This window comes from Alishewanella agri BL06 (assembly GCF_000272005.1).
Lineage (GTDB): Bacteria > Pseudomonadota > Gammaproteobacteria > Enterobacterales > Alteromonadaceae > Alishewanella > Alishewanella agri.
Map to the genome: position 1 here is coordinate 297,569 of NZ_AKKU01000001.1, position 23,393 is coordinate 320,961.

A 23,393-nucleotide genomic window follows, 5' to 3' on the forward strand; every position below is an offset into this window, starting at 1 on the left:
CCGGGATAATGTCTTGTTTGTTGTGTTACTAGCGCAGTAATCTTAAGACAACAAAAAAGCAGGCGCCGCCTGCTTTTTTGTTTTCAGGTCCGCTGTGCTATTCATCGACACCGGGCAGTTTGATATTGACAGCGTGTAAGCCTTTGGGGCCCTCAGACAAGTCGAATACCACGTCCTGGCCCGCTTTCAGCGTGCGGTAGCCATCCATGTTAATGGTTGAATAATGTGCGAAGATGTCCTCGTCACGTCCGTCTTCCCGGATAAATCCAAATCCTTTGGCATTATTGAACCATTTCACTTTACCGGTAGCCATACTACTTACTTCCTTCTCTAAGTTAGCTATATTCTGTATGCTAGTGAGGCACATAGCAGGAGCCGCAACAGGCCCCGTTATTTAATGTAGATAATTTGAGCAAACAGTCAAGGTATTTGCAAAAATAAGCTAAAACCTTTACGCAATTTTAATAACACGCGCCTTTGCTGGATGGCGCTCGCATGGCTATAGTTAATTTATGAGCGGTAAGCAGAATCCCAACGTACATTTTGATGATATTGCAGAACTCACCCGGCAGCGGCTGGCACCGCCACCGATGTATAAGGTGATTTTGCATAACGATGACTATACCCCGATGGACTTTGTCATCGATGTACTGAGCCGGTTCTTCAATATGCAGTATGAAAGAGCCACCGAAATTATGCTGAAAGTACATTACGAAGGCAGTGCGGTTTGTGGGGTCTTTACTGCCGAAATTGCCGAAACCAAGGTGCAGCAAGTGATGACCTATGCCAAGGAGCATCAGCATCCGTTGCTTTGTACCATGGAACGCGCTTAAAACCGTTGGCATCCCGGGGCTGTGGCCAAGGATGTCTCTAACTCAGGTGGATTAGGAGTGATGTATGTTAAATAAAGATCTTGAGTTAACGCTGAATATGGCATTCAGGTTTGCGCGCGAACGCCGGCATGAGTTTATGACGGTTGAGCATTTGTTATTAGCTTTGTTGGATAACCCTTCGGCCGGTGCGGCCTTAAAGTCTTGCGGCGCCAATCTGGATAAATTACGTCAGGAGCTGGCCAGCTTTATCGATTCTACCACCCCGGTGCTGCCGGAGGGGGAGCTGGAGCGGGATACGCAGCCGACACTCGGCTTTCAACGCGTATTACAGCGCGCGGTCTTTCATGTGCAATCTTCGGGTAAATCAGAGGTTAACGGCGCTAACGTACTGGTCGCAATCTTCTCTGAGCAGGAATCGCAGGCGGTTTACTTACTGAAGAAAATTGATATCACCCGGCTGGATGTGGTGAATTATATTTCGCACGGCATTACCAAAACTGAAAAGCTGGAACAACATGAAGACAGCCCTCAGGACGAGATTGGCGAGCAGGGCGCCGAAGAGCATCGCTATCTGGAAAACTTTACTGCTAACCTGAATGTGCAGGCAAAAAATGGCCTGATTGATCCGCTGATTGGCCGTGATGCAGAGGTAGAGCGGGCAGTACAAATCCTTTGTCGACGCAAGAAAAATAACCCCTTGCTGGTCGGTGAAGCGGGTGTCGGTAAAACCGCCATTGCCGAAGGTCTGGCCTGGCGTATCATCAAGCAGCAAGTGCCGGATGTGATTGCTGATGCCACCATCTACTCGCTGGATATGGGCGCTTTGCTGGCTGGTACCAAATACCGCGGTGATTTTGAAAAACGCTTAAAATCGCTATTAAAAGAAATTGAGCGCGAGAAAAATGCCATCTTGTTTATTGATGAAATTCATACCGTGATTGGTGCCGGTGCGGCCTCAGGCGGTGTGATGGACGCCTCGAATCTGATTAAGCCCTTGCTGTCGAGCGGCCGCTTACGCTGTATGGGGTCGACCACCTATCAGGAATTTAAAAATATCTTCGAGAAAGATACCGCACTGGTACGGCGCTTTCAAAAAATCGATGTGGTAGAGCCCAGTGTCGAAGATACCACCCGCATACTGCTGGGCTTAAAAGAACGTTACGAGCAACACCATAATGTCAAATACACCCAGAAAGCACTGCGCGCTGCTGCTGAATTGTCGGCAAAATATATCAGCGAGCGGCATTTACCGGATAAAGCTATTGATGTGATTGATGAGGCCGGTGCCTCACAACGGCTGTTACCGGCATCGAAGCGCAAAAAAGTGATTAACGTCGCGGAAATTGAGCAGGTGATTGCTAAGATTGCCCGTATTCCGGAGAAGTCCGTATCGGCCTCGGATAAAGAAGTGTTGGCCAATCTGGATCGCAATCTGAAATTGGTGGTGTTTGGCCAAAACGAACCGATTGAAGCCTTAACCGCAGCAATCCGCTTATCACGTTCCGGCTTGGGTAATGAGGAAAAACCTATTGGTAGCTTCCTGTTCGCCGGGCCTACCGGGGTCGGGAAAACCGAAGTCACCAAACAGTTGGCTAAGGTGATGGGCGTAGAGCTGTTGCGCTTTGATATGTCGGAATATATGGAGCGCCATGCGGTGAGCCGTTTAATTGGTGCGCCACCGGGCTATGTTGGTTTTGAGCAGGGCGGCTTGCTGACTGATGCAGTATCGAAACACCCGTACTCGGTGGTATTGCTGGATGAAATCGAAAAGGCACATTCGGATATCTACAATATTCTGCTGCAGGTTATGGATCACGGCACCCTGACCGATAATAACGGTCGCAAGATTGATTTTCGCAATGTGATCCTGGTGATGACGACCAATGCCGGGGTACAGGAAACGGTGCGTAAGTCGATTGGTTTTAAACAGCAGGATCATAGTCATGATGCGCTCAGTGAAATCAATAAAACCTTTAGTCCGGAGTTCCGTAACCGGCTCGATGGCATTATCTGGTTTCAACATTTGGATCAGGAGATTATTCTGCAAATTGTTGATAAGTTTATTTGTGACTTGCAGGTACAACTGGATAAGAAACAGGTGTCACTGGAGCTCAGTAGCGAAGCGCGGCAGTGGCTGGCGGCTAAGGGCTATGATCATGCGATGGGTGCCCGGCCGATGGCGCGGGTGATCCAGGAGCAACTGAAAAAGCCGTTGGCTAATGAGATCCTGTTTGGGGTGCTAACGGAAGGCGGTGATGTGCGGGTTGAACTGGTGGCGGATAAACTGGAATTTCACTACCAGACGGCTAAAGCCATTGCCACCGAAGCACAGCCGGGCTGATCACCCGGCGACTGCAACAAAAGCCATAATGCGATTACAGTGACAGTATTGGCAGCTAAAACGCAAAAACCCGGCTAAGCCGGGTTTGCCTGGTGCGCTGCCAACATCCTGATATTTGGCGGCGGCTAAGGCTGCTTAACGCTGGCGGAATACGATCCGGCCTTTGGTCAGATCATAAGGCGTCAGTTCTACGGTAACCTTGTCACCGGTTAAAATGCGGATATAGTTTTTGCGCATTTTGCCGGAAATATGTGCGATCACTACGTGACCATTTTCCAGCTCAACTTTGAACATGGTGTTTGGCAGGGTATCCAAAATGGTACCTTGCATTTCAATTACATCTTCTTTCGCCATTCAGCGTACTCGCCTCTAATAAAATTTGGTGCCTTTGGAAAAACAGCGCAGATTGTGCCGAAAAGCAGCCGATAAGTAAAGCAGCAAGCGCTTTTTTAAGCAAATGAGTGCCAGCTACCGTTAAAATAACGCTGATGCGGTAAGAATTGCTGTTTATACGCCATTTTACGACAACCATCGACCTGATAGCCAAGGTAAACATAGTCGGCATCCTGGCTTGTTGCCAGTTGTAGCAGATATAAGATCGCCAGTTTACCGGGCGAGAAGGGCTCACTTTGCTGGCTAAAAAAGGTATACACTGCTGAAAAAGCGCCGGCGAGTTCATCCACCACCATTACAGCCTGTAACACCCCGGCCTGATACAGCTGCAGTAATCTGATCGGCTGCCATGTACTGTCCAGCAGGGAGTCCAGTTGCTCCTGAGTTGCTGGGTGCATTACGCCATCCGAATGTTTAAAGGCAATATAATCGGCAAATAAATGAAATAACGGTTGCCGCTCCGCGGGCGAGGCGGGAACTTTAGTCAGTTGATAATGCCAGCCGCTGCGCGCCGCTTTATTTAACAGGCGGCGCTGACTGGCACTGGCTTTAAAATCGGTTACCGGGATCCGCAATGACTGGCAGGCGTGACAATTGGGACAATGTGGCCGGTACAGTTGATTGCCGCTGCGCCGGAAATTATGTTTGATCAGTAATTGGTATAAACTGGCATCCAGCGGTTCTGGTGTTAACAGCACGGCTAGTTGTTCCTGTTCCGTTGCCAGGTAACTGCACGCTGCGGGCGGTGTTAAACCAAATTGCAGGCTTTGCTCAGTCACTGCGTTACTCCAACACCAAAGGTTGCGGTCGCCAGTGCCCCGGAGGGGCCGCTTGTGAACTTAAGCTAGTCAATAACGGCAGATAATCGTGGCGCGGCAACACGGTCGCCCCCAAGCGCATTAAGAACGAGTTGGGTAACTGGCAGTCAATCCAGCCGGGGGCATAGCGCTGCAAATGCTGTTGCAGCGCTATCAACGCAAATTTGGCACCATTATCGATGCGATTAAACATCGATTCGCCACAAAAAATTTGCCCCAGCTGCACGCCATATAAGCCACCGACCAGTTGCTTGTCGTGCCAGACTTCGACACTGTGCGCCAGTCCCTGTTGGTGCAGCGCCAGATAGGCTTGCTGCATCGGTGGCAGGATCCAGGTTTGTGCCTGACTGGGCCGGGGTTCGGCACACTTGCTGATCACTTCGGCAAACGCCTGATTTAGCGTGACGGTTAACTGCTCACGGCGTAATTGCTTGCGCAAGGTACGGTTTAAGCTGAGCGTATCGGGTGCAAAGACAGCGCGGGTAGCAGGGCTCCACCAGAGTAGAGGGTCGCCTTCAGAAAACCATGGAAAGATGCCGCTTTGATAGGCCAGCTGCAGGCGTGCGACCGAGAGATCACCGCCCATCGCCAGCAAGCCATCGGGCTCCCGCAGCGCCTGTTGCACGGGCGGGAACCAGAGTTCATCTGCTAATAGCTCCGGCAGATAGATAGGCATCAGGCAGGGCGCGGGCAAGCTGAAGCCGCATGTTGCGGCTTCATACGCGGTTATTTACCCAGGGCGTCCAGATAGCGCTCGGCATCCAGCGCTGCCATACAACCGGAGCCGGCTGAGGTAATGGCCTGACGGTAGATATGGTCTGCCACATCACCGGCAGCGAACACCCCGGCAATGCTGGTTTGTGTCGCGTTACCTTCGGTGCCGCTTTGCACTTTCAAATAACCACCATTCATTTCCAGTTGACCGGCAAAAATATCGGTATTGGGTTTGTGGCCGATGGCGATAAAAACGCCTTGCAGTGCCAGCTCTTTTGCCGCTTCGCCTTGAGTCGATTTTAACCGCACACCGGTCACGCCCATCTCATCACCCAGCACTTCATCCAGTTCGCGGTGGGTATGCAGGATAATATTGCCGCTGGCAACTTTAGCCATTAAGCGGTCAATCAGTATTTTTTCCGCTTTAAAGCTGTCACGACGGTGCACCAGATGCACTTCGGCCGCGATATTGGATAAATACAGCGCTTCTTCCACCGCAGTATTACCACCACCGACTACCGCGACTTTCTGATTGCGGTAGAAGAAACCGTCACAGGTGGCACAAGCTGACACACCGCGGCCGCTATACGCCTGCTCCGACGGTAAGCCCAGATATTTGGCGGAAGCGCCGGTGGCGATAATCAGCGCATCACAGCTGTACTGGCCGTTGTCGCCGGTCAGGATAAAGGGCCGCTGTTGCAGGTTAACGGTATGAATATGGTCAAACACGATCTCGGTATTAAAGATTTCCGCATGCTCACGCATCCGATCCATCAGCGCCGGGCCAGTTAAACCGTGCGCATCACCGGGCCAGTTCTCGACTTCGGTGGTGGTGGTCAGCTGACCGCCTTGCTGCATCCCGGTTACCAGTACCGGTTGTAAGTTGGCGCGAGCCGCGTAAACGGCGGCAGTGTAACCGGCAGGGCCAGAGCCCAGAATAAGCAGTTTGCTGTGTTTAACCTCTGACATCAGAGCACTCCATTGGAAAATAATGCAAAAAAGATAGCGGGATTCTACGGAAAGCCAGCACAAAGCGAAACCCCGTTGTCGGGAAATGGCGACGGTATAACTGTAAATAAAGGCGCACGCAGCATTAAAAAATAAGTTGTTGCAGATGAGGATTATCGACGGTTACCTTTAGCTGGCGGATCTGAGACAGTGGTAGCAGCTGTTGCGTGCTCTGCTGCTGCAGCACCAAACATTCCTGTCGCGTCGCGTTATAGCGGGTGTCTATGGCGGTGCCACTTAGCATATCGCCATTGTGCAGTGTCAGCAGCAGCGGATAACGATAGAGGCAGACAATCTCGATATAATCATGTTTGTCACAATCCAGCATAGTCGTGTCATCCCAGGCTCGTTCAGTTCAGCAAGGTATAGCCAAACTCAAGCGGAACTGCAACCTATCAGTCTGTTGTATCTAGCCGCCTGGTCTGCTTGCTATACCCTGCGGCTTTGAACCGCTACAATACGCTCTTTTGTAAGGAGGCCTTATGCCATTACTGGTGGTTATCGGCTATGTCTGGCCTGAGCCGGCGTCTTCCGCGGCGGGCAGCCGGATGCTGAGTTTAGTTCAGCTCTTTCAGGCGCAAGGCTGGCGAGTGTGCTTTGCCAGCGCGGCTGAGCCCGGACCGCATCGGGTGGATTTACCGGCCATTGGTGTCAGCGAGCAGCGCATTGCCCTAAATTGCGATAGCTTTGACCAGTGGCTGAAAGACGTGAACCCGCAGGCGGTGTTATTTGACCGTTTTATGCTGGAAGAACAGTTTGGCTGGCGGGTCGCGGCAAGTTGTCCGGATGCCCTGCGCCTACTGGATATGGAAGATTTACATGCGCTGCGTCAGGCAAGGCACGACGCCGTTAAAGCTGGGGACGCGCTGGTGGCGAAAGAGGTGGCGGTGGAGCGGTTAAATAACGAGCTGGCGCTGCGGGAAATTGCCGCCATCTATCGCTGTGACCTGACACTGGTGATTTCCGATTATGAGATGCAGTTGCTACAGCAGCATTACCGGGTGCCATCTGAGCTGCTCTGTTACTGTCCGTTCTGGCATGCTGCCGTGGTGCCAGCAGTGCCGGCTTTTGCTGAGCGCACACACTTTATCAGTATCGGTAATTTTCGCCATGCCCCGAACTGGCAGGCAGTACTCTGGCTGAAACAACAACTCTGGCCCCAGATCCGTAAGGCCTTACCGCAGGCCGAGTTACATATTTACGGCGCCTATCCGCCGCCTAAAGCCACGGCATTGCATAATGCCCGCGACGGATTTTTGGTGAAAGGCTGGGCTGCGGACGCGGTAGCGGTGATGCAACAGGCGCGGCTTTGCCTGGCGCCGCTGCAGTTTGGCGCCGGGTTAAAAGGTAAATTGCTGGAAGCGATGCAATGCGGCACACCCAGTGTTACCACCTCAATTGGCGCCGAGGGTATGCAGGCTGGCACAGGCTGGGGCGGCGCTATTGCCGATACTGCAGAGGCGTTTTGTCAGGCCGCCGTGGCTTTATATCAGGATGAAACACCCTGGCTGGCAGCACAGCAGCAGGGCTATCAGATCCTGCAGCAGCGCTTTGGCGCTGAGCAGGCAAGCCGGGTTTGGCAACAATTGGCGCCTTTGCTCAATGCCAGTGCCGAGCAAACCAGCGCGCGGCGGCAACGCAATTTTACCGGCCTGATGTTACAATCACACGCTTATCGCAGCAGCCATTATATGGGACTGTGGATCACCGCAAAAAACAAGGTTCTAACATGATTACACGGCAGCAATTCGTCGCTTTTATTGATGAAAAACTCGGCAGTGCCCGCATTAAAGATTATTGCCCGAATGGCTTACAGGTAGAAGGGCGCGACACGATCCGTACCGTAGTAACCGGCGTGACCGCCAGTCAGGCCCTGCTGGAGCAAGCGGTGGCGCTCAACGCCGATGCAGTGCTGGTACACCATGGCTATTTCTGGAAAAACGAAGCAATGCAGGTGGTGGGGATGAAGAAGCAGCGTCTGGCCACCTTACTGAGACACGATATCAATTTACTGGCCTATCATTTGCCACTGGATGTGCATCCACAGCTGGGTAATAACGCTCAGCTTGGTGCACTGCTGGGGATCTCGGCGCCGCAGCCTGTGTTAACCGCTGAACCTGCCGGCGTGCTGCAAATGGGGCAGTTGGCTGCGCCAGCAAAGCTCACACAGCTTGCGGCAACGCTTAGCCAGCAGCTAGAGCGTGAGGTTTTACTCGAAGATGCCGGTATTGGTGAGATCCGCACTGTCGCCTGGTGTACCGGTGGCGGCCAGGGCTATATTGAACAAGCGGCGGCGGCCGGGGCGCAATTATTTGTTACCGGCGAAGTGTCGGAGCAAACCATTCATGTGGCGCGCGAGCTGGGGATCCATTTTATTGCCGCCGGCCATCATGCCACCGAGCGCTATGGTATTAAAGCGCTGGGCGAATACCTGGCGGCTGAACTTGGCCTCAGCGTCCACTTTATCGATATTCCTAATCCGGCCTAGAGCCGGCCTAACCAGATGCTTTAGCAAACGCCACTATGAGCCAATCTAAGCCATTAAAAGATCGTAATTTTGATAACCTGGCCAGCCGCTTTGCCAGCAATATTTACCAGACTACCAAGGGTAAAATTCGCCAGGCGGTATTGCTGCGTGATTTGCTGGAATTACCCGAGCTCGCTACGCCAACCGCCATTCTCGATGTTGGCGGCGGCCAGGGCCAGCTGGCGCTAAAGCTGGCTGCGCTGGGGCATCACGTCCATTTGACTGATATTTCGGCTGAGATGCTGCAACTGGCGGCAGAGGAGGCAAAGCTTCAGGGGCTGAGCGCGCAGTTACAGATCAGTCAGAGTTCACTGCAAGACTTACCGCAGCGGCTTGGCGGGCAAGCTTACCCGCTGGTGCTCTGTCATGCAGTGCTGGAATGGTTAGCCGAGCCAGAAGCCGCAATTGGCCAGCTACGGCAGTTGGTAAAGCCAGGCGGCATAGTATCGCTGATGTTTTATAACCAGGATGCGCATCGTTTAAGTAATATCATTTACGGTAACTTTGCCTATGTGCAGGCCGGGTTAAAAGCGAAAAAACCGGTTCGGTTAAATCCGCAGCAGCCGTTATCGCCCCAGCAGGTATTGCAGTGGTGTCAGCAGTCGGGCTTCGCGCTGCTGGGGAAAACCGGGGTGCGTTGTTTTCATGATTATTTACGCGATCGGAGTCAGCAGCAAAGTCATTATGCTGAGTTAGAAGCGCTGGAGCTGCAGTATAACCGGCAGGAGCCTTATGCGTCGCTTGGCCGTTATATCCATTTGCTGTTACGGGCCTAATCAAACTCAAACTTGTACAACAAGTCGACCGCATTATCCAGACCCGATACCGCTTCCAGATACAAATTACGCAGCAGCCGGTATCGCAGCGTAAATTGACCAATTGGCTGAAAGATGCCAATGCCGTATTTTAGCTGCAGATCCCGGGTTAAATAGCCACTTACCGTTACCTGCGAATTATCACCGGCACCTTCGGTATCCAACATTAAATCACTAACGCCAAAGGCTTCACCGATTTCGCCAACCAGCTTGCCGCTGGAGGAGATACTCATACCAATCAGGCTGGTGGTAACACTGTTAGCATTAAAGCCCGATTCGCTGTCCAGATCCTTGCCCATAATCAGATAGGACAGGGCATTGGCCTGGGGTTTGGCTGGTTCAGAGAAGATGGCGACCACTGGCTCATCGGCCGGGCCTGTGACCCGGATACCGGCAATAACGTCGTCTTCCATATTGGCCGGATTGCGGATTGCTTCGACGTTTAAAAAGGGTTGATCGGCCGGGCCGTTAAAGGTTAGTTTGCCTTGACGAATTAATAAGTCCTGACCATAAGCGCGGAAAGTGCCGTCGACTAATGACACTTCGCCGCGCACTGTTGGATTAAATTGTTGTTGCTGTACCCTGAGTTCACCGGCTAAGCGGCTTTTTAAACCGAAGGCTTCCAGGCGCACCCGCGGTCCCAATTGCACCCGGATATCGGTTTCAATGGCAAACTGTGCGGCCTGAGGATCGCTAACCGGTTGCAGCCGGCGATCCAGCAGAATATGGTCATCGGATAATCCCACCGCATTCTGCGGCAGGCTGTCGACACTGATTGCCGCCCGTGGAATTTGTACTACACCACTCAAACGAGCGCGACCGGGACCCGCATCTAAACGTAAATCGGGCTTGAGATAGAGTTCAGCTTGCGGGATTTGTAGCTTTAACTGATCACCGCTGACTGCCAGGCTGGCATCCCAGGCCGCCAAATCCTGCCAGTTTGCCAGACCCACTAATTCGATCTGACCCTCTGGCGTCTTTACCAAACCCTCCAGCTCGGCACGTTCACCACGGAAACTCAACACCAGATCGGCTTGTTCAATATCGGTAGGAGCCAGTTTACCTTTAACCCGCAAATCAGCCAGCCGGAACTCGCCCTGTACCTGAGGTTCGGCGAGGGAGCCATCGACGCTTAGCCGGCTGGAGACTTGGCCACTGAGTTCACTATACTCGTCTAATAGCGGCTTTAAAAACTCTAAGGTCAGATCTGACAGTGTCAGTTCTGCGCGCAGTGGTCTAGTGCTTTGATCCAAATCGCTGACTAACGCCTGCGCCTGTAATTGACCACTATTACTGAGCTGTACGCTGAGGTGACTGCGCAGCTGATGCGCTGCCAACTCTGCGTTAAATTCCAGTTGTTGCCAGGGCAGGGTAACAGGGACATCCAGTTGTTGCACAAACCGGCCCTGCGGTGCCTGCACCGACAGCACGGCAGTAGGTGCCTGATTGACTTGCCAGCTCAGATCCAGCTTAGCTTGCAGCACGCCGTCAATAGTGCTTTGTAACGGCAATAAGCTGTTGAGTTTCTGGAGGGGATAATCACTCAGTTGCAATGCTGCGTTAACCTGCCCGGCCGAGATATTGGCGGCGTCGATTAAACAGAGACTGGCCGATTCCTGCTGCCAGCAATGCCGGTCCAGGGTCAGCCTTTGTTCGGGTAGCATGGCTACTATCGCCAGTGGTGCAGTCAGGCGCCATTCACCGAGTAAGCTGGTGATGCTGGCCTGATCGAGGCTACCTTGCCATTGCTGTCCGGGTTCCAGGCTACCCGTTGCCGTCAGGGCAGTGTTTAGCTCATCGGCTTGCAATGCCAGCTTTAGCTGATGCTGTTGCTGGTTACCGCTAAGGTTCAGATCCAGCTGCTGTAACCGTTGCTGCTGCCAACGGCCTTGACGCAGCATTAGCGATAACTCAGTTTGCCACTGCCGGGCCAAATCTACACTGGCAGTTAGCTCTGCCGCCCGCAGCCTGGCATCAGCAAAAACCAAACGCTCGGCACTAAGTTGCAGCTCCAGCTTGGGTGTTGCTGCGGCGCCACGCAGACTGGCAGTGCCGTGTAGCTTACCGGCAAGGCCGGGATGACTTTGCGCCAGATCCGGAAAGTTTAAGTTTGAGTCAAGCTGCCAGTCTTCAGCCAACTGACCGCGCAGTGACAGTTGGTTGCTACCATGTTGTAACTGCAACCCCGGAGAGCTGAACTGCCAGCGTGTCAGCGCCTGTTCGCCACTTAATTCAAGTGCCCCCTGTAAACGTAACGGCAGCTGCCGGAGTTCGCCCTGCAGCGCCAACTGCGGCACACTAAGTTGTAGGCCTTGTTCCGGCTGATATTGACCTGCCAGCTCCAGTTCGCCATTTAAGCGCCCGGGAAACTCTGGCCAGTACTGTTCGGGCGCAATCTCACTGAGCGCGAGTTTTAACTGCCAGCTCAGCATAGGGCTCAGCGCCAGCTCACCCTGAGCTTGCACCTCACCTTGCAGGGTTTGCAGGCTGAGGTTTGTAATCAAGGCTTGTTGTTGCCAGTGCCGCCAGTTCGCGGTAAGTGACAGCTTAGCTTCGGGTAGCGCAGTCGCGTTGACGGTAGAGTCAAGTTGCAGCTGCAGATCGCTCAATGAACCGGTGAGCTGTAATGAGGTGTCGCTGAGTTGGTATTGCGGCTCGGTCAGGGGCCAGGACAGTGTCGTGGCACCAACGTTCAGCTGCAGGGGCAGATCCGCGCTTAACAACGCGGCTTCCGCCTGGGCCGTTAGTGTAACCGGGCCACTGCTGTTTAGCGTCAAAAGTAGCCTGGCAAGATCGCCGGACAGCTCGCCTTGTACGCGCTGACCGCTCAGCAGGTTATCGGCCAGCTGCAAATCAAAGCGGGCGTTCAGCGGGAAATGCTGGCTCAACTGCACATTGGCTGCGGCTTGGGCTTGAAATGCACTATGCTCCAGCTGTAAGTCGAGGATACGGATCTGTTGCGGCGTTAGCTGGGCGCTGATATTGGCCCTTTGCAGTTGTTGCTGCACCTCGCCCTGCATAAACTGCAGCTCAGTAAGTTGAAAATCATCCAGATATATTGAAAAAGGCAGTCGGATCTCAGGTAATACTGGCGGGATATAAGCATTAGCCGGTTCACTGGCGCTGGCTTCCGGCAGGATTAGCTTCAGGCCGTGCCAGCGGCCCTGGCTGAGCTGCAAGCGGTTACCCCAGGCATTAACGCCAATACTAAAATGTTGCCAGGCAAGGTGCTGCTCAGCTAAGGCAATCTCAATCTGGTCCAGTATCAGGCGGTCAATCCGCACCGGAACCGGAAAGGCAATACCCAAGCCTGCAGCAGATGCCGGCTCACTGACCAGTTCAGTGCTGTCATTTGGCGCTGCTGGCGGCACGTCATGACGCTGATTTAGCTGTAACCCGACCACTTTTATCTCGGGTATACAAACCCGAAACTGCACCAGACAGCGCTTTTGTAAGCGCAAACTCAGTTCTTGCGCACTCAGCTGAAACTGCGGGTCCTGATAGGTGAGCTGGCGGAAGCTCGCACCGCTTAGCCAGGCACCTTCAACCTCCGCCACTTGTAATGCCGGCAAGGCTTTTTCGGCCACATAGATACTTAGCCGCAAACCCGGTTGGGTAAACAGCAACCCTAGCAGCAACAAAATCAGCGCCAGCAGTGGCAGCAGCAAACCGCGATTAAGCCAGGTTAGCACACGCCTCATAGTTCAGGCCCCAATGAAAAGTGCAGTTGAAACGGCGAGCCTTCAGCATCAAGACCCCAGGCAAAATCGATTCGTACCGCGCCAATCGGCGAGCCCCAGCGTACACCAAAGCCGACACCACGTTTCCAGTCCGGGCTGTCGGTCCAGGCGCTACCGTAGTCGGCAAAGGTTGCCAGCCACCAATTACCCGTTACCCGGTATTGATACTCCAAAGACGCGGTTGCCATATAGCGGCCACCGATTAACTCACCCTGTTGATTCAGCGGGGATACCGACTCATAGGCATAACCACGCAGGTTATTATCACCGCCGGCAAAAAACCGCAGTGAAGGGGGCAGATTCTCGACCGTTTCCATAAGGATGGCGCCGGCGTCCAGCCGGCTGACCATGCGATGGCGATCACCGAAGCTGTCAATATAGCCGGCACGGCCACGCAGTCTTACAAAGCTGGCATCCGAACCCCAGGACGGATCTGACACCTCAATACCGAGTAACAGTCGATCGGCCTGACGCGGCATACCACTGCCACTTTGTCTGGATCGTGAAAAGCTGATGCCGGGCATCAGCAGGCTGCTGCTATCCTCCTGGTCGGCCTGAGTATAGTCTTCATACAACCAGCGGATACTGGCAGTACGATACCAGTCGTTAGCCAGTAGCCAATGGCGCTCCAGTGCCAGGTTTGATTCGATAGCGCGGGTATCCTGATAGTCACGGTTGCGTAAACCGTATTGCAACTGCCAAAAATCGGTGGCGACTGATTGCAACGGCAGCTTATAGGCGGCTTCAACACTCTGCTCTGCGCCGGAAATTGCCAGTTTGGTGTTCAGGCTATGGCCACGCTCGTTGAGCCAGGGCTTTAACCAATTCAGCTTTAAGCGGGCGCCAACATCGTCCGAGTAACCGATACCGGTCTCAATGCTATTACGCTTGCGTGGCGCCAATTCAATATTGATCGGCAACGTATGCTCAGTAATCTCTTCGGTATCAGCGGTAACCAGAATAGAAGAGAACCAATTGGTGTTGGCCAGCGCCTGATTCAATTCACCTAATTGACTGGCCAGATAAGGTGCGCCGGCTTGAAAGGGCACCAGTGATTGTAAGCGGTCGCTGGCAATTTGCTGGCCGCTAAAGCTCACCTGGCCAAAACGGTAGCGGATGCCACTGTCAAAATGTAAGCGGACAAAGGCTTCGCGGCGCGACGGTGCGACCTCCAGCCGCTGTATGCTAAAGCGGGCATCAAAGTAGCCTTTACGCTGTGCCAGACTATTTAGCGAGGCTTTAAAGCTGTCATAGCGACCATGATGCACAATGTCGCCAACTTTCGGTGCTTGCGCCAGTATGGCGAGAAAATCCGCATCGTTTTGCGCATCGCCAAGAATTTGCAGATCAGTTTCTTTGATTCTGGTAGGCTCACCCGGCGTGACACGAATCAGCAGGCGGCTGCCATTGCGGCCATTGCGCTGCAAGCTGATATCAATTTCGCTGTGATAATAACCCAGCGCCTGTAGTGCGGTGCCAATATCCTGCTCTAACCGGGATTGAAAACGCAGCGAGGTTGAGATTTCTGTTGCGGCATAGCGGTCCAGATAACGTTGCACATTGGCTTCAAGCTCACCCGTCAAGCCGCTGAGTCGCAGCGTAGTTTGTGCCTGCGCAGGCACAGTAAACAGCAGCAATGTCAGCAACAAATAACGCATCGGATTCCTGTGCCGTGACTAAACCGGCGGAGCGGCCGGCCGGGTGCAGGCCGCCGTACTCATTCTGTTTTCTGATTACAAAGAGTTTACCTTAAGCTGGGGGAGAGTTCAGTAAAACTGCGGCTAACTGAGGGAATTTTAGGCAGTTATGCCTGGAACATCCGCTTGAAAGCATCACCTCTGACCAGCATTTCAGTTATACTGATTAGCAAAACAGACAAAGGTTCAGTTTCCGATACTGAATTCAGCATAGAACAGGTGGCAGCATGCAGCAGGTGGTGATTAGCGGCTCAGGATTATTTACGCCGCAACATCGCATCAGTAATGAAGAACTGGTGCAAAGTTATAATCAATATGTCGATCAGTTTAACGAAGAACACGCCGCGGCCATTGCCGCCGGTGAGATCGAAGCGCTGGAATACTCCAGTACCGAGTTTATTGAAAAAGCCTCCGGCATTAAGGCCCGTCATGTGTTGTATAAAGACGGTATTTTAGATCCAAAGATTATGCATCCGGTATTTCGCAAGCGCGGTGAGGATGAGTTACCAGAGATGGTTGAAATGGCTGTGCAGGCCGCGACTCAAGCCTTAGCGCAAGCCAACAAAACCGCTGCCGATATTGATTTAATTATCTGTGCGGCATCTAATATGCAGCGCCCTTATCCGGCGTTATCAGTGGAGCTGCAGCAGGCGTTAGGTGCCGGCGGCTATGCCTTTGATATGAATGTGGCCTGTTCTTCCGCCACTTTCGCGATCAGTAATGCCGTTAATGCCATCCGTGGCGGGACCGCGAAAGTGGTGCTGGTGGTCAATCCGGAATTTGCCTCACCCCAGGTGGATTATCGCAGTCGCGATAGCCATTTTATTTTCGGTGATGTTTGTACCGCGACCATTATTGAAGCGGAAAGCAGCTGCAGCAGTCAGCAGGCGTTTCGTATTTTGGGGATGCGCCTGAAAACCACGTTTTCGAATAATATCCGCTGTGATATCGGTTACACCGAGCATTGTTTTACCGAGCAGGATCCGAAAGCGCCATTCTTCAAACAACAGGGCCGTAAAGTTTTCAAAGAGTTATTACCTATTGTGGCTGACGTGATTCAGGATGAGATGGCAGCTCAGAACCTGGCGCCGGACGATCTAAAACGCTTATGGCTGCATCAGGCCAATATCAATATGAATATCTTCGCGGCGAAGAAAATTCTTGGCCGCGATCCCTTACCAGAAGAGGCGCCTTTGGTGCTGGATACCTATGCTAACACTGCGTCGGCCGGCTCCATTATCGCCTTCCATAAGTACCAGCAAGGTCTGGTAAGTGGTGATAAAGCGATACTGTGCTCGTTCGGCGCGGGTTATTCGGTCGGGTGTGTTGTACTGGAAAAGTGCTGATTAACATTAGGTTAGATAAATGAAAGGGGCTTTGCCCCTTTGCTCAGAGTCGGATCACCGAGTTCTCATCGTAAGATACCCGGGAGGGTAGATAAGCATCGGCGTCTTCGTCATTAAGCCAGGTGCCGCCATCGACCAGATAGCGGAACTGATATTCGCTGTTTACCGGCAAGGTGACAGTGGCGCTAAACTCGCCGCTTTTACTTTTCTTCATCGGCAAGGCTGCCGGATCCCAATCGTTAAACTCCCCCAATAAAGCAACCTGTGTCGCGGCTGGTAGCCTGTCGGCAGTCAGTTTAAAGGTCACTTTGCAAGCGGGCTTGGTCTTTAAATACTGCTTACTTATGCTCATAGCTAGCTCCTGTTGCTTTGCATACCGAAAACTGTATTCGGTACCGGTTTAAGCTACCTTAAAGTTTCGGCTTTGCCAATGCGCAAAAAAGCAGCATAGGTATGCAGTCGCTAAAAAAGAACTTTGTAACAAAATATTTTAGTTGTGCCGAATCGCGTATTAGCTGGCTTAGCGTGACCGGCGCTGTATTAGTGCGCCAAAGCAAGCTGTCACAGGCTTTGCTACGTATCTTGGGTTAAGTTGCGCTCAAGCGCAGCGCCAGAGTGGTTTCAGTATTACACTTTGACTTGATACAAAGATTAACATTCCGCCTGCTGCAGCTCGCTGCTAAGCGGGTAAAATGGTTGCCAGTAGAAGAAAAATCACATTGCAGGATACAAAACGCATGGCCTCAAAATTTATTAAAGTCGGCTTACCGGTCATTATTATCATCAGCTCGGTGTTATTAGCAGCGGGGTTGGGCGCCCTGCGCAAGCCGCCAGCCAAAGTCGCTGAGCAGCGCTTACCCTTACTGGTCAATACGGCTGAGCTGCAACCGCAGGATCTGACTTACCGCATAGCCTCACAGGGCACTGTCACACCCAAGTTAGAAACGACGCTGATTTCCGAAGTCAATGGCCGCATCCTGGCGGTGTCTGACAACTTTGTTGCCGGTGGTTTTTTCAAGAAGGGTGATTTGTTGGTGCAGGTTGAGCCGGCCGATTATCTGACGGCCGTTAAGGCTGCTGAAGCCGCACTGGCAGGTGCCAAAGCGCAGCTGGAAGAAGAGCGGGCCCGAGCCCGGGTGGCAGAGACCGAATGGCGCTCCTTTACCGAAGGTAAGGCGCCGGCATTGGGTTTGCGTCAGCCACAATTGGCCAGTGCGCTGGCCAATGTGCAATCAAAAGAAGCCGAGTTAGAGCGCGCGCAGCGTGATTTAGCCCGCACAGAAATTCGCGCGCCCTACGATGGTATGGTGCGCAGTCGTATGGCTAATCTGGGTCAGTTTATCAGCCGCGGCAGCCAGCTAGGAGCCATCCTGGGCACTGAAGTCGCCGAAGTACGCTTACCACTGACGGATACTGACTTTGGCTTTTTACCACAGCAACTGGGTTCAGTTTCCGAAATCCCCGTCACCCTGAGCGCCGTGGTTGCGGGGCAGCCACAACAATGGCAAGCCAGTATTGTTCGAACTGAAGGAGTGTTAGACGAGCGTAGCCGGGTTATCTACGCGGTGGCCGAAGTGCGCGATCCCTATCAATTAGCCGGCAGTCAGCCACCACTGCAATTTGGCCGTTTTGTGCAGGCAGAAATTACCGGGGTTGCTGCATCTCAGGTTACTAAGGTACCACGGCATTTATTACGTCCCGGTAATCAATTGCTGGTAGTCGATGCTGACAATCTGCTGCAATTCCGTGCTGTCGAGCTTAATCGTGCCGATGCCAACTTTGCTTATGTCGGCAGTGGTACGGTGGCGAGCGATCGGTTGGTGGTATCGCCGGTGACGAATCCGCTGGCCGGCACCACGGTGCGGGTAGCGGGTGATGCGCCTGCTGCTCCTGCCGAAGCAGCAGAAACCGCTATCGCCGCTAAAGCCACTGAGCCGCAACAGCTGAACGAGGCGAACTAAGATGGATACCAATAAGGGAATTATTGCCTGGTTTGCCCGCAATAGCGTGGCAGCCAATCTGCTGATGATCATTTTGTTACTGGCTGGCCTGGGTGCAGTACTCACCATTAAAAAACAAGCTTTTCCGGAAATTCAGCTGGAGCAGGTGAATATCCGGGTGCCTTACCTGGGGGCGGCACCGCAAGAAGTTGAAAGTGGTGTGATTGATAAAATAGAAGAGAGCATCCGCGGTGTTAACGGTATTAAACGGATCCGTTCTACCGCGGTGGAAGGGCTGGGTACCGTGGTCGCGGAAATCGCCTCGGGTTACGATATCCAGGAAGTGATGGAGGAGATTAAAACCCAGGTTAACTCCATCTCTACCTTGCCGGAGCAAACTGAACGCCCCGTTGTTTATCGCATTCGCTTCCAGAGTAATGTGCTCTGGTTATCGTTGTTTGGTGATGCTACTGAGCAAACGCTGAAAGAGCTGGCGAAGCAAATACGTGATGAAATTAAAAAACAACCCGGCGTCAGTAAGGTCGATGTCGTCGCTGCCCGTAACTATGAAGTGGCAGTGGAAATCCCGGAGCATAGGTTACGTGAGTACGGTTTAACCTTTGAGCAAGTGGTCAGCGCCATCCGCGGCAGTTCAGTAGACTTACCCGGCGGCTCGATCCGCTCAGAGAGCGGCAATATTCTGCTGCGTACTAAAGGCCAGGCCTACTACCAGAACGATTTTGATAACATCGTGTTGGTAAAAAATGCCGATGGTACCCGCTTGCTGTTAAGTGATATTGCTACGGTGACCGACGGCTTTATCGAGCGGGCACGACTGGCCACCTTTAACGGTCAGAACAGCGTATCCATTCGCATTGACGCCGTAGGTGAAGACGATACCTTACGCATTGCCGAAACGGTGAAGCAGTATGTTGAGAAAAAACGCACTGAGCTGCCACCTTCGGTGTCGCTCGACTATTGGGGCGACTCCAGTTATTACCTGCAAGGCCGCCTGGATCTGATGACCGACAACCTGTTGATGGGGGTGTTACTGGTCCTGATTGCGTTAACGCTGTTCCTGGAGTTTCGCATTGCATTCTGGGTTATGGTGGGGATCCCGGTCTGTTTTCTCGGTGCCCTGGCCATGTTGCCACTGCCGTTTTTTGACGTCTCTATCAATATGATTAGCTTGTTCGGCTTTATCCTGGTACTGGGGATAGTGGTCGACGATGCGATTATTATTGGTGAAAGTGCCTACAGCGAAATAGAAAAGCGCGGTAAATCTACCGATGCGGTTATCGCTGGCGCGAAAAAAGTTGCTATGCCGGCCACCTTCGGCGTGTTAACTACTATTGCCGCCTTTGTACCGATGCTGATGGTCGGCGGCGCGCAATCAGCGATCTGGGGTTCGATTGCCTGGGTAGTGGTGTTGTGTCTAACGTTCTCCATTATTGAATCCAAACTGATTTTGCCGGCGCACATTGCCAATATGGATACCAAACCCTGGGATCCGGATAAGGGCGGGATCTACGCGCTCGGTCGTTTTGGCAGTAACAGCCTGAAAAAAATTCGTGGCGCAGTATCGCGCGGTCTGAACAACTTTATTGAACAGCGCTATCGGCCACTGATTGAAAAATGTATTGAGTTCCGTTATGTCACCATGGCTGCGTTCTTTGCCATGTTGATCCTGATGTTTGGCGTGATGTCGGCTGGCTTTGTGCGCTGGGTGTTCTTCCCGGATGTGCCGAACGACTTTATGCAGGCGACGGTACAGATGGAAGAGGGCGCCTCGAACGAAGCAACGGTGCTGGCAATTAAGGAAATTGAAGCGGCACTGATGCGGGTCGACCAGCAGTTGTTGAGCGAGGGCGAGGATATGGTGGTAAAACACCGCCTGGTATTCCTGAACAGCGATACCGCCGGTCAAATCGTGGTGGAACTGGATAAGAGCGAAGGCCGCGAGGTGGATAGTTTTGAGATCGGCCGGCGCTGGCGTGAACAGATCCCGGAAATTCCCGGTCTGAAAGCCTTTAAACTCAGTAACTCTGGTTTTGGCGGTGGGGCCGATATTGCGCTGCAACTCAGAGGCACCAACCTGGATAATCTGCAAAAAGCCACGGCAGAGCTAAAGCTGGCATTAGCCGCCTATGAAGGTGTATTTGATATCGAAGATAACTTGCTCGGTGGTAATGACGAGATTGTGTTGGCGTTAAAACCCGAGGCCGATCTGATGGGCATTACGCTGGCTGATTTGGCACGGCAGGTTCGCTACGGTTTTTATGGCGCTGAAGCGCAGCGTATTCAGCGTAACGGCGAAGAAATCAAAGTGATGGTGCGTTATCCGCGGGAAGAACGCCGCTCTATTGGTGATTTGGAGAATATGCGGATCCGCACGGCTAATGGTGGCGAAGTGCCATTCTCACAAATTGCTACCTACACCTTGCAACCGAGCTTTAGTGCCATTAACAGGGTTAACGGCGAGCGCGCGGTCACTATAACTGCCGCGGCAGACAAAGCCCGGATTGAACCAGGCAAAGTCGTAGCAGAAGTGCGCCGCACCGTGATAAAAGAGCTGGAGCAGAAATATCCTGGTGTCACCGGTGAGCTGGATGGTGCCAGTCAGGATGAAATGGACGCCCAGCGTGACTTAATGAAAGCCGCTGTGTTTGCGCTATTTTGTATCTATGCGTTAATGGCGGTGCCATTAAAATCCTATGCTCAGCCGCTGATTATAATGAGCGTGATTCCTTTTGGCCTGATTGGTGCGGTGATTGGCCATATGGTGCTGGGCTTGTCAATGAGCATTATGTCGGTGTTTGGCTTAGTGGCTCTGGCCGGGGTGGTGGTAAACGACAGTCTGATTATGGTGGACTTTGTTAACCGGGCCCGAGCCGAAGGCGTGGCGATCAAGCAAGCTGTGGTTCAGGCCGGTACCCAGCGGTTTCGGGCAATTTTACTGACGTCATTAACGACCTTCGTCGGTTTGGCACCTATTGTGCTGGAGCGTAGTTTGCAGGCAAAAATCGTGATCCCGATGGCGGTATCGCTGGCATTCGGTATCTTGTTTGCAACCGTGATTACCCTGGTGCTGATCCCGGCATTGTATGTGATGCTGGAAGACGTGAAGAAGTTTATGCCCCGCGCCATCCAGAGTTTTAGCTTTGTGCTGAAAAATTATTTACAGTACAAAGGCCGTGATAATCAGGCACGGTTTTGGACCTTTTGGACCCTGAAAGTGCTGGTATTGTTTGGCCTGGTAATGGTGTTTACTGCTTTACCATGGGCAAGCTGGTTGGGTTACTCCTGGTTGAGCGTATTAAAGTTTGTGCCGCTGGCTTATGCGATTGCTATCAGTATTCCGACGATCGCTGCCATGAGTCGTCGTTTACATGATGCGAACTTATCTGGCTGGTGGTTGCTGCTGTTAGCGATCCCGCTGCTGGGTTATCTGATAGTGTTATGCCTGGCGATGTTGCCGACGAGTAGTAAAGCAGAGCGTTTTGGCGTAGCCGATGAGTTTGCGCTGAAACCAACGCTGCCAACAAGCGATAGCCCCGGAGCGGAGATGGCGGAACTAAATCCGATCAACGTAAAATAATGACCTTGTTACAACTGCTGACAGCGGCAATGCCGCTGTTCAGCGTTTTTATCCTACTGGTTTTATTGCGCTTGCCAGCCCGGCAGGCGATGCCATTGAGTTTACTGTTATCTGCGCTATTAGCTCTGCTGGTATGGCAGGTACCGCTATTACACTTAACGGCCGCCACCCTGGAAGGCCTGGTGATCGCTGCCACTATTCTGTGGATTATCTTCGGCGCTTTGGTGCTGTTAAAGGTCTTGCTGTTATCCGGCGCCATGGAGGTGATTAAACAAGGCTTTGCCCGGCTTTCTGCTGACAAAAGAGTCCAGCTGTTGATTATCGGTTGGCTCTTTGTTGGCTTTCTGGAGGGCGCGGCCGGTTTTGGTACCCCGGCGGCGATCGTGGCGCCTTTGTTGGTGGCGCTGGGCTTTACTCCGCTCTCGGCTGTAGTGCTGGCACTGGTCGCGGATTCGGCGGCAGTGTCCTTTGGTGCTGTCGGTACTCCGGTGTTGGTGGGGCTGGCACAGGGTGTACCTGGGATCAGCGCGGCAGAGCTGCAACAAACGGCACTGCTGGCAATCAGTATTGATCTCTTTGTCGCCAGTTTTTTACCTCTGCTGATGGTGCTGCTGTACAGCCGTTATTTTAGCACTCAGGCCAACTGGCGTTATGGCCTGGCTGCCACGCCCTTTGCGTTACTCGCCGGCTTTGCCTTTACCCTACCGGCCTGGTTGGTCACCTGGTTGCTTGGTCCGGAGTTTCCCTCTGTCCTGGGTGCCTTATTGGGGCTGGTGCTGACCGCGACAGCAGCAAGGCGGGGCTGGTTAGTGCCAAAGCCTGTGGCAGCTGAAAATAATCTGCCAGCTACAGAACACAAGCCCGAGATTACAACGAAAAGCACTGGGATACCGCTTTGGCAAGCCTGGTTGCCCTATGCGTTGGTTGCTGCATTACTGGTGTTAACCCGGGTGCCGGAGCTACCTTTCAAAGCTGCGTTACAGGGACTAAATTGGCACTGGCAGCAGATCTTAGGCTCTGAGCTCAGTGTTAGCGTGGCGCCGCTATATTTACCCGGTAGCGTCTTTCTGCTGACGGCCTTACTGGCACTGTGGCTGTTTAGGGCTAAGTTCAGTGTGTTGCAGCAGGCGTTAACCCAGAGTAGCAAGATGCTGTTACCTTCCTGTATTGCGCTTGGGGCGGCGGTGCCGATGGTACGGATTTTCTTACATTCCGATGTTAACAACGCAGGATTACCGGCGATGCCGCTGGCGTTGGCTGAATTGGCGGCCAGCTACCTGTCAGACTATTGGTTGGCCTTGGCCGGTCTGGTGGGTGCGCTGGGGTCTTTTATTGCCGGCTCCGCCACCTTCTCTAATCTGATGTTTGGCAGTTTTCAGCAGCAGATGGCACTGCAGGCGGAACTGCCGCAGTCTCTGGTGCTGGCACTGCAAATGCTCGGTGCCAATGCCGGTAATATGATTTGTGTGGTCAATGTGGTAGCGGCGGCCAGCGTAGTGAATTTACATGGCCGCGAGGGCGAGATTATCCGCTACACCCTGTGGCCGATGCTGTTTTACTGCAGTGCGGCGGCACTGGTGGCTTACTGGTTTTTCAGCTAAGCTGAAAGAAAAAAAGAGTTCC

General features: G+C 52.9%; 18 protein-coding genes. 9 read left to right on the forward strand and 9 right to left on the reverse strand.

Going from position 1 to position 23,393, the window contains the following annotated elements:
* Window positions 1-97 precede the first annotated feature (97 nt).
* Window positions 98-313 carry a cold shock domain-containing protein CspD gene (gene cspD / locus AGRI_RS01390; protein ID WP_008610211.1) on the reverse strand — a complete coding sequence of 72 codons (216 nt, stop codon included), beginning with the start codon at window positions 311-313 and terminating at the stop codon, window positions 98-100.
* Between the two features lie 199 nt (window positions 314-512).
* Here cspD and clpS point away from each other — a divergent pair, with 199 nt between their 5' ends.
* Together clpS and clpA are read left to right on the forward strand one after the other, a co-directional pair.
* Window positions 513-833, forward strand: coding sequence for an ATP-dependent Clp protease adapter ClpS (gene clpS / locus AGRI_RS01395; RefSeq protein ID WP_008610212.1), 321 nt, complete (start codon window positions 513-515; stop codon window positions 831-833).
* Window positions 834-897: 64 nt separating this feature from the next.
* The gene (gene clpA, locus AGRI_RS01400) at window positions 898-3,174 is read left to right on the forward strand and encodes an ATP-dependent Clp protease ATP-binding subunit ClpA (protein WP_008983241.1); all 2,277 of its coding nucleotides are present in this window, start codon (window positions 898-900) and stop codon (window positions 3,172-3,174) included.
* Between the two features lie 135 nt (window positions 3,175-3,309).
* On the opposite strand, the gene infA is transcribed toward clpA, so the two are convergent.
* From infA to AGRI_RS01425, 5 genes are all read right to left on the reverse strand, one after another.
* On the reverse strand, window positions 3,310-3,528 hold the full coding sequence (gene infA, locus AGRI_RS01405) for a translation initiation factor IF-1 (RefSeq protein WP_008610216.1): 219 nt from the start codon (window positions 3,526-3,528) through the stop codon (window positions 3,310-3,312).
* A gap of 95 nt (window positions 3,529-3,623) precedes the next feature.
* Window positions 3,624-4,346, reverse strand: coding sequence for an arginyltransferase (locus AGRI_RS01410; protein WP_008983242.1), 723 nt, complete (start codon window positions 4,344-4,346; stop codon window positions 3,624-3,626).
* A 4-nt stretch (window positions 4,347-4,350) separates the two neighbouring features.
* Window positions 4,351-5,061 carry a leucyl/phenylalanyl-tRNA--protein transferase gene (gene aat / locus AGRI_RS01415; RefSeq protein ID WP_008983243.1) on the reverse strand — a complete coding sequence of 237 codons (711 nt, stop codon included), beginning with the start codon at window positions 5,059-5,061 and terminating at the stop codon, window positions 4,351-4,353.
* 50 nt (window positions 5,062-5,111) lie between these two features.
* Window positions 5,112-6,068, reverse strand: a complete 957-nt coding sequence (trxB, locus tag AGRI_RS01420) for a thioredoxin-disulfide reductase (RefSeq protein ID WP_008983244.1) — start codon at window positions 6,066-6,068, stop codon at window positions 5,112-5,114.
* Between the two features lie 124 nt (window positions 6,069-6,192).
* A complete protein-coding gene (locus tag AGRI_RS01425) occupies window positions 6,193-6,435 on the reverse strand; it encodes a Rho-binding antiterminator (RefSeq protein WP_008983245.1) in 243 nt (80 codons plus the stop codon).
* A 154-nt stretch (window positions 6,436-6,589) separates the two neighbouring features.
* Here AGRI_RS01425 and AGRI_RS01430 point away from each other — a divergent pair, with 154 nt between their 5' ends.
* The 3 genes from AGRI_RS01430 to AGRI_RS01440 are packed head-to-tail and all read left to right on the forward strand — an operon-like array spanning window position 6,590 to window position 9,410.
* Window positions 6,590-7,840: a glycosyltransferase gene (locus AGRI_RS01430; RefSeq protein ID WP_008983246.1), complete on the forward strand. Its 1,251-nt coding sequence runs from the start codon at window positions 6,590-6,592 to the stop codon at window positions 7,838-7,840.
* Window positions 7,837-8,595, forward strand: coding sequence for a Nif3-like dinuclear metal center hexameric protein (locus tag AGRI_RS01435; RefSeq protein WP_008983247.1), 759 nt, complete (start codon window positions 7,837-7,839; stop codon window positions 8,593-8,595). The genes AGRI_RS01430 and AGRI_RS01435 overlap by 4 nt, the downstream gene beginning before the upstream one ends.
* A gap of 35 nt (window positions 8,596-8,630) precedes the next feature.
* On the forward strand, window positions 8,631-9,410 hold the full coding sequence (locus AGRI_RS01440) for a methyltransferase (RefSeq protein ID WP_008983248.1): 780 nt from the start codon (window positions 8,631-8,633) through the stop codon (window positions 9,408-9,410).
* On the opposite strand, the gene tamB is transcribed toward AGRI_RS01440, so the two are convergent.
* Both tamB and tamA read right to left on the reverse strand, forming a co-directional pair.
* Window positions 9,407-13,150 carry an autotransporter assembly complex protein TamB gene (tamB, locus tag AGRI_RS01445; protein ID WP_008983249.1) on the reverse strand — a complete coding sequence of 1,248 codons (3,744 nt, stop codon included), beginning with the start codon at window positions 13,148-13,150 and terminating at the stop codon, window positions 9,407-9,409. The two genes, AGRI_RS01440 and tamB, sit on opposite strands and share 4 nt — an antisense overlap.
* A complete protein-coding gene (gene tamA / locus AGRI_RS01450; protein ID WP_008983250.1) occupies window positions 13,147-14,847 on the reverse strand; it encodes an autotransporter assembly complex protein TamA in 1,701 nt (566 codons plus the stop codon). Before tamA ends, tamB begins: the two co-directional genes overlap by 4 nt.
* A gap of 266 nt (window positions 14,848-15,113) precedes the next feature.
* On the opposite strand from tamA, the gene AGRI_RS01455 reads away from it, so the two are divergent.
* Window positions 15,114-16,232, forward strand: coding sequence for a beta-ketoacyl-ACP synthase III (locus tag AGRI_RS01455; RefSeq protein ID WP_008983251.1), 1,119 nt, complete (start codon window positions 15,114-15,116; stop codon window positions 16,230-16,232).
* 43 nt (window positions 16,233-16,275) lie between these two features.
* On the opposite strand, the gene AGRI_RS01460 is transcribed toward AGRI_RS01455, so the two are convergent.
* On the reverse strand, window positions 16,276-16,584 hold the full coding sequence (locus tag AGRI_RS01460) for an isoamylase early set domain-containing protein (RefSeq protein ID WP_008949411.1): 309 nt from the start codon (window positions 16,582-16,584) through the stop codon (window positions 16,276-16,278).
* Window positions 16,585-16,969: 385 nt separating this feature from the next.
* Between AGRI_RS01460 and AGRI_RS01465 the strand changes: the two genes are divergently transcribed.
* From AGRI_RS01465 to AGRI_RS01475, 3 genes are read left to right on the forward strand one after another with little or no spacing between them, the layout of a single operon-like run.
* A complete protein-coding gene (locus tag AGRI_RS01465; RefSeq protein WP_008983252.1) occupies window positions 16,970-18,193 on the forward strand; it encodes an efflux RND transporter periplasmic adaptor subunit in 1,224 nt (407 codons plus the stop codon).
* 1 nt (window position 18,194) lies between these two features.
* Window positions 18,195-21,770 carry an efflux RND transporter permease subunit gene (locus tag AGRI_RS01470; protein WP_008983253.1) on the forward strand — a complete coding sequence of 1,192 codons (3,576 nt, stop codon included), beginning with the start codon at window positions 18,195-18,197 and terminating at the stop codon, window positions 21,768-21,770.
* Window positions 21,770-23,371 (forward strand): L-lactate permease, encoded by a 1,602-nt coding sequence (locus AGRI_RS01475; RefSeq protein WP_008983254.1) that lies wholly within the window; start codon window positions 21,770-21,772, stop codon window positions 23,369-23,371. Before AGRI_RS01470 ends, AGRI_RS01475 begins: the two co-directional genes overlap by 1 nt.
* The last annotated feature ends 22 nt before the right edge of the window (window positions 23,372-23,393 follow it).

What these genes read in the sequence shown, in the direction of transcription:
- cspD (WP_008610211.1), bottom strand. Translation starts at nt 313, where the DNA reads ATGGCTACCGGTAAAGTGAAATGGTTCAATAATGCCAAAGGATTTGGA.
- clpS (WP_008610212.1), top strand. Translation starts at nt 513, where the DNA reads ATGAGCGGTAAGCAGAATCCCAACGTACATTTTGATGATATTGCAGAA.
- clpA (WP_008983241.1), top strand. Translation starts at nt 898, where the DNA reads ATGTTAAATAAAGATCTTGAGTTAACGCTGAATATGGCATTCAGGTTT.
- infA (WP_008610216.1), bottom strand. Translation starts at nt 3,528, where the DNA reads ATGGCGAAAGAAGATGTAATTGAAATGCAAGGTACCATTTTGGATACC.
- aat (WP_008983243.1), bottom strand. Translation starts at nt 5,061, where the DNA reads ATGCCTATCTATCTGCCGGAGCTATTAGCAGATGAACTCTGGTTCCCG.
- trxB (WP_008983244.1), bottom strand. Translation starts at nt 6,068, where the DNA reads ATGTCAGAGGTTAAACACAGCAAACTGCTTATTCTGGGCTCTGGCCCT.
- AGRI_RS01425 (WP_008983245.1), bottom strand. Translation starts at nt 6,435, where the DNA reads ATGCTGGATTGTGACAAACATGATTATATCGAGATTGTCTGCCTCTAT.
- AGRI_RS01430 (WP_008983246.1), top strand. Translation starts at nt 6,590, where the DNA reads ATGCCATTACTGGTGGTTATCGGCTATGTCTGGCCTGAGCCGGCGTCT.
- AGRI_RS01435 (WP_008983247.1), top strand. Translation starts at nt 7,837, where the DNA reads ATGATTACACGGCAGCAATTCGTCGCTTTTATTGATGAAAAACTCGGC.
- AGRI_RS01440 (WP_008983248.1), top strand. Translation starts at nt 8,631, where the DNA reads ATGAGCCAATCTAAGCCATTAAAAGATCGTAATTTTGATAACCTGGCC.
- tamB (WP_008983249.1), bottom strand. Translation starts at nt 13,150, where the DNA reads ATGAGGCGTGTGCTAACCTGGCTTAATCGCGGTTTGCTGCTGCCACTG.
- tamA (WP_008983250.1), bottom strand. Translation starts at nt 14,847, where the DNA reads ATGCGTTATTTGTTGCTGACATTGCTGCTGTTTACTGTGCCTGCGCAG.
- AGRI_RS01455 (WP_008983251.1), top strand. Translation starts at nt 15,114, where the DNA reads ATGCAGCAGGTGGTGATTAGCGGCTCAGGATTATTTACGCCGCAACAT.
- AGRI_RS01460 (WP_008949411.1), bottom strand. Translation starts at nt 16,584, where the DNA reads ATGAGCATAAGTAAGCAGTATTTAAAGACCAAGCCCGCTTGCAAAGTG.
- AGRI_RS01465 (WP_008983252.1), top strand. Translation starts at nt 16,970, where the DNA reads ATGGCCTCAAAATTTATTAAAGTCGGCTTACCGGTCATTATTATCATC.
- AGRI_RS01470 (WP_008983253.1), top strand. Translation starts at nt 18,195, where the DNA reads ATGGATACCAATAAGGGAATTATTGCCTGGTTTGCCCGCAATAGCGTG.
- AGRI_RS01475 (WP_008983254.1), top strand. Translation starts at nt 21,770, where the DNA reads ATGACCTTGTTACAACTGCTGACAGCGGCAATGCCGCTGTTCAGCGTT.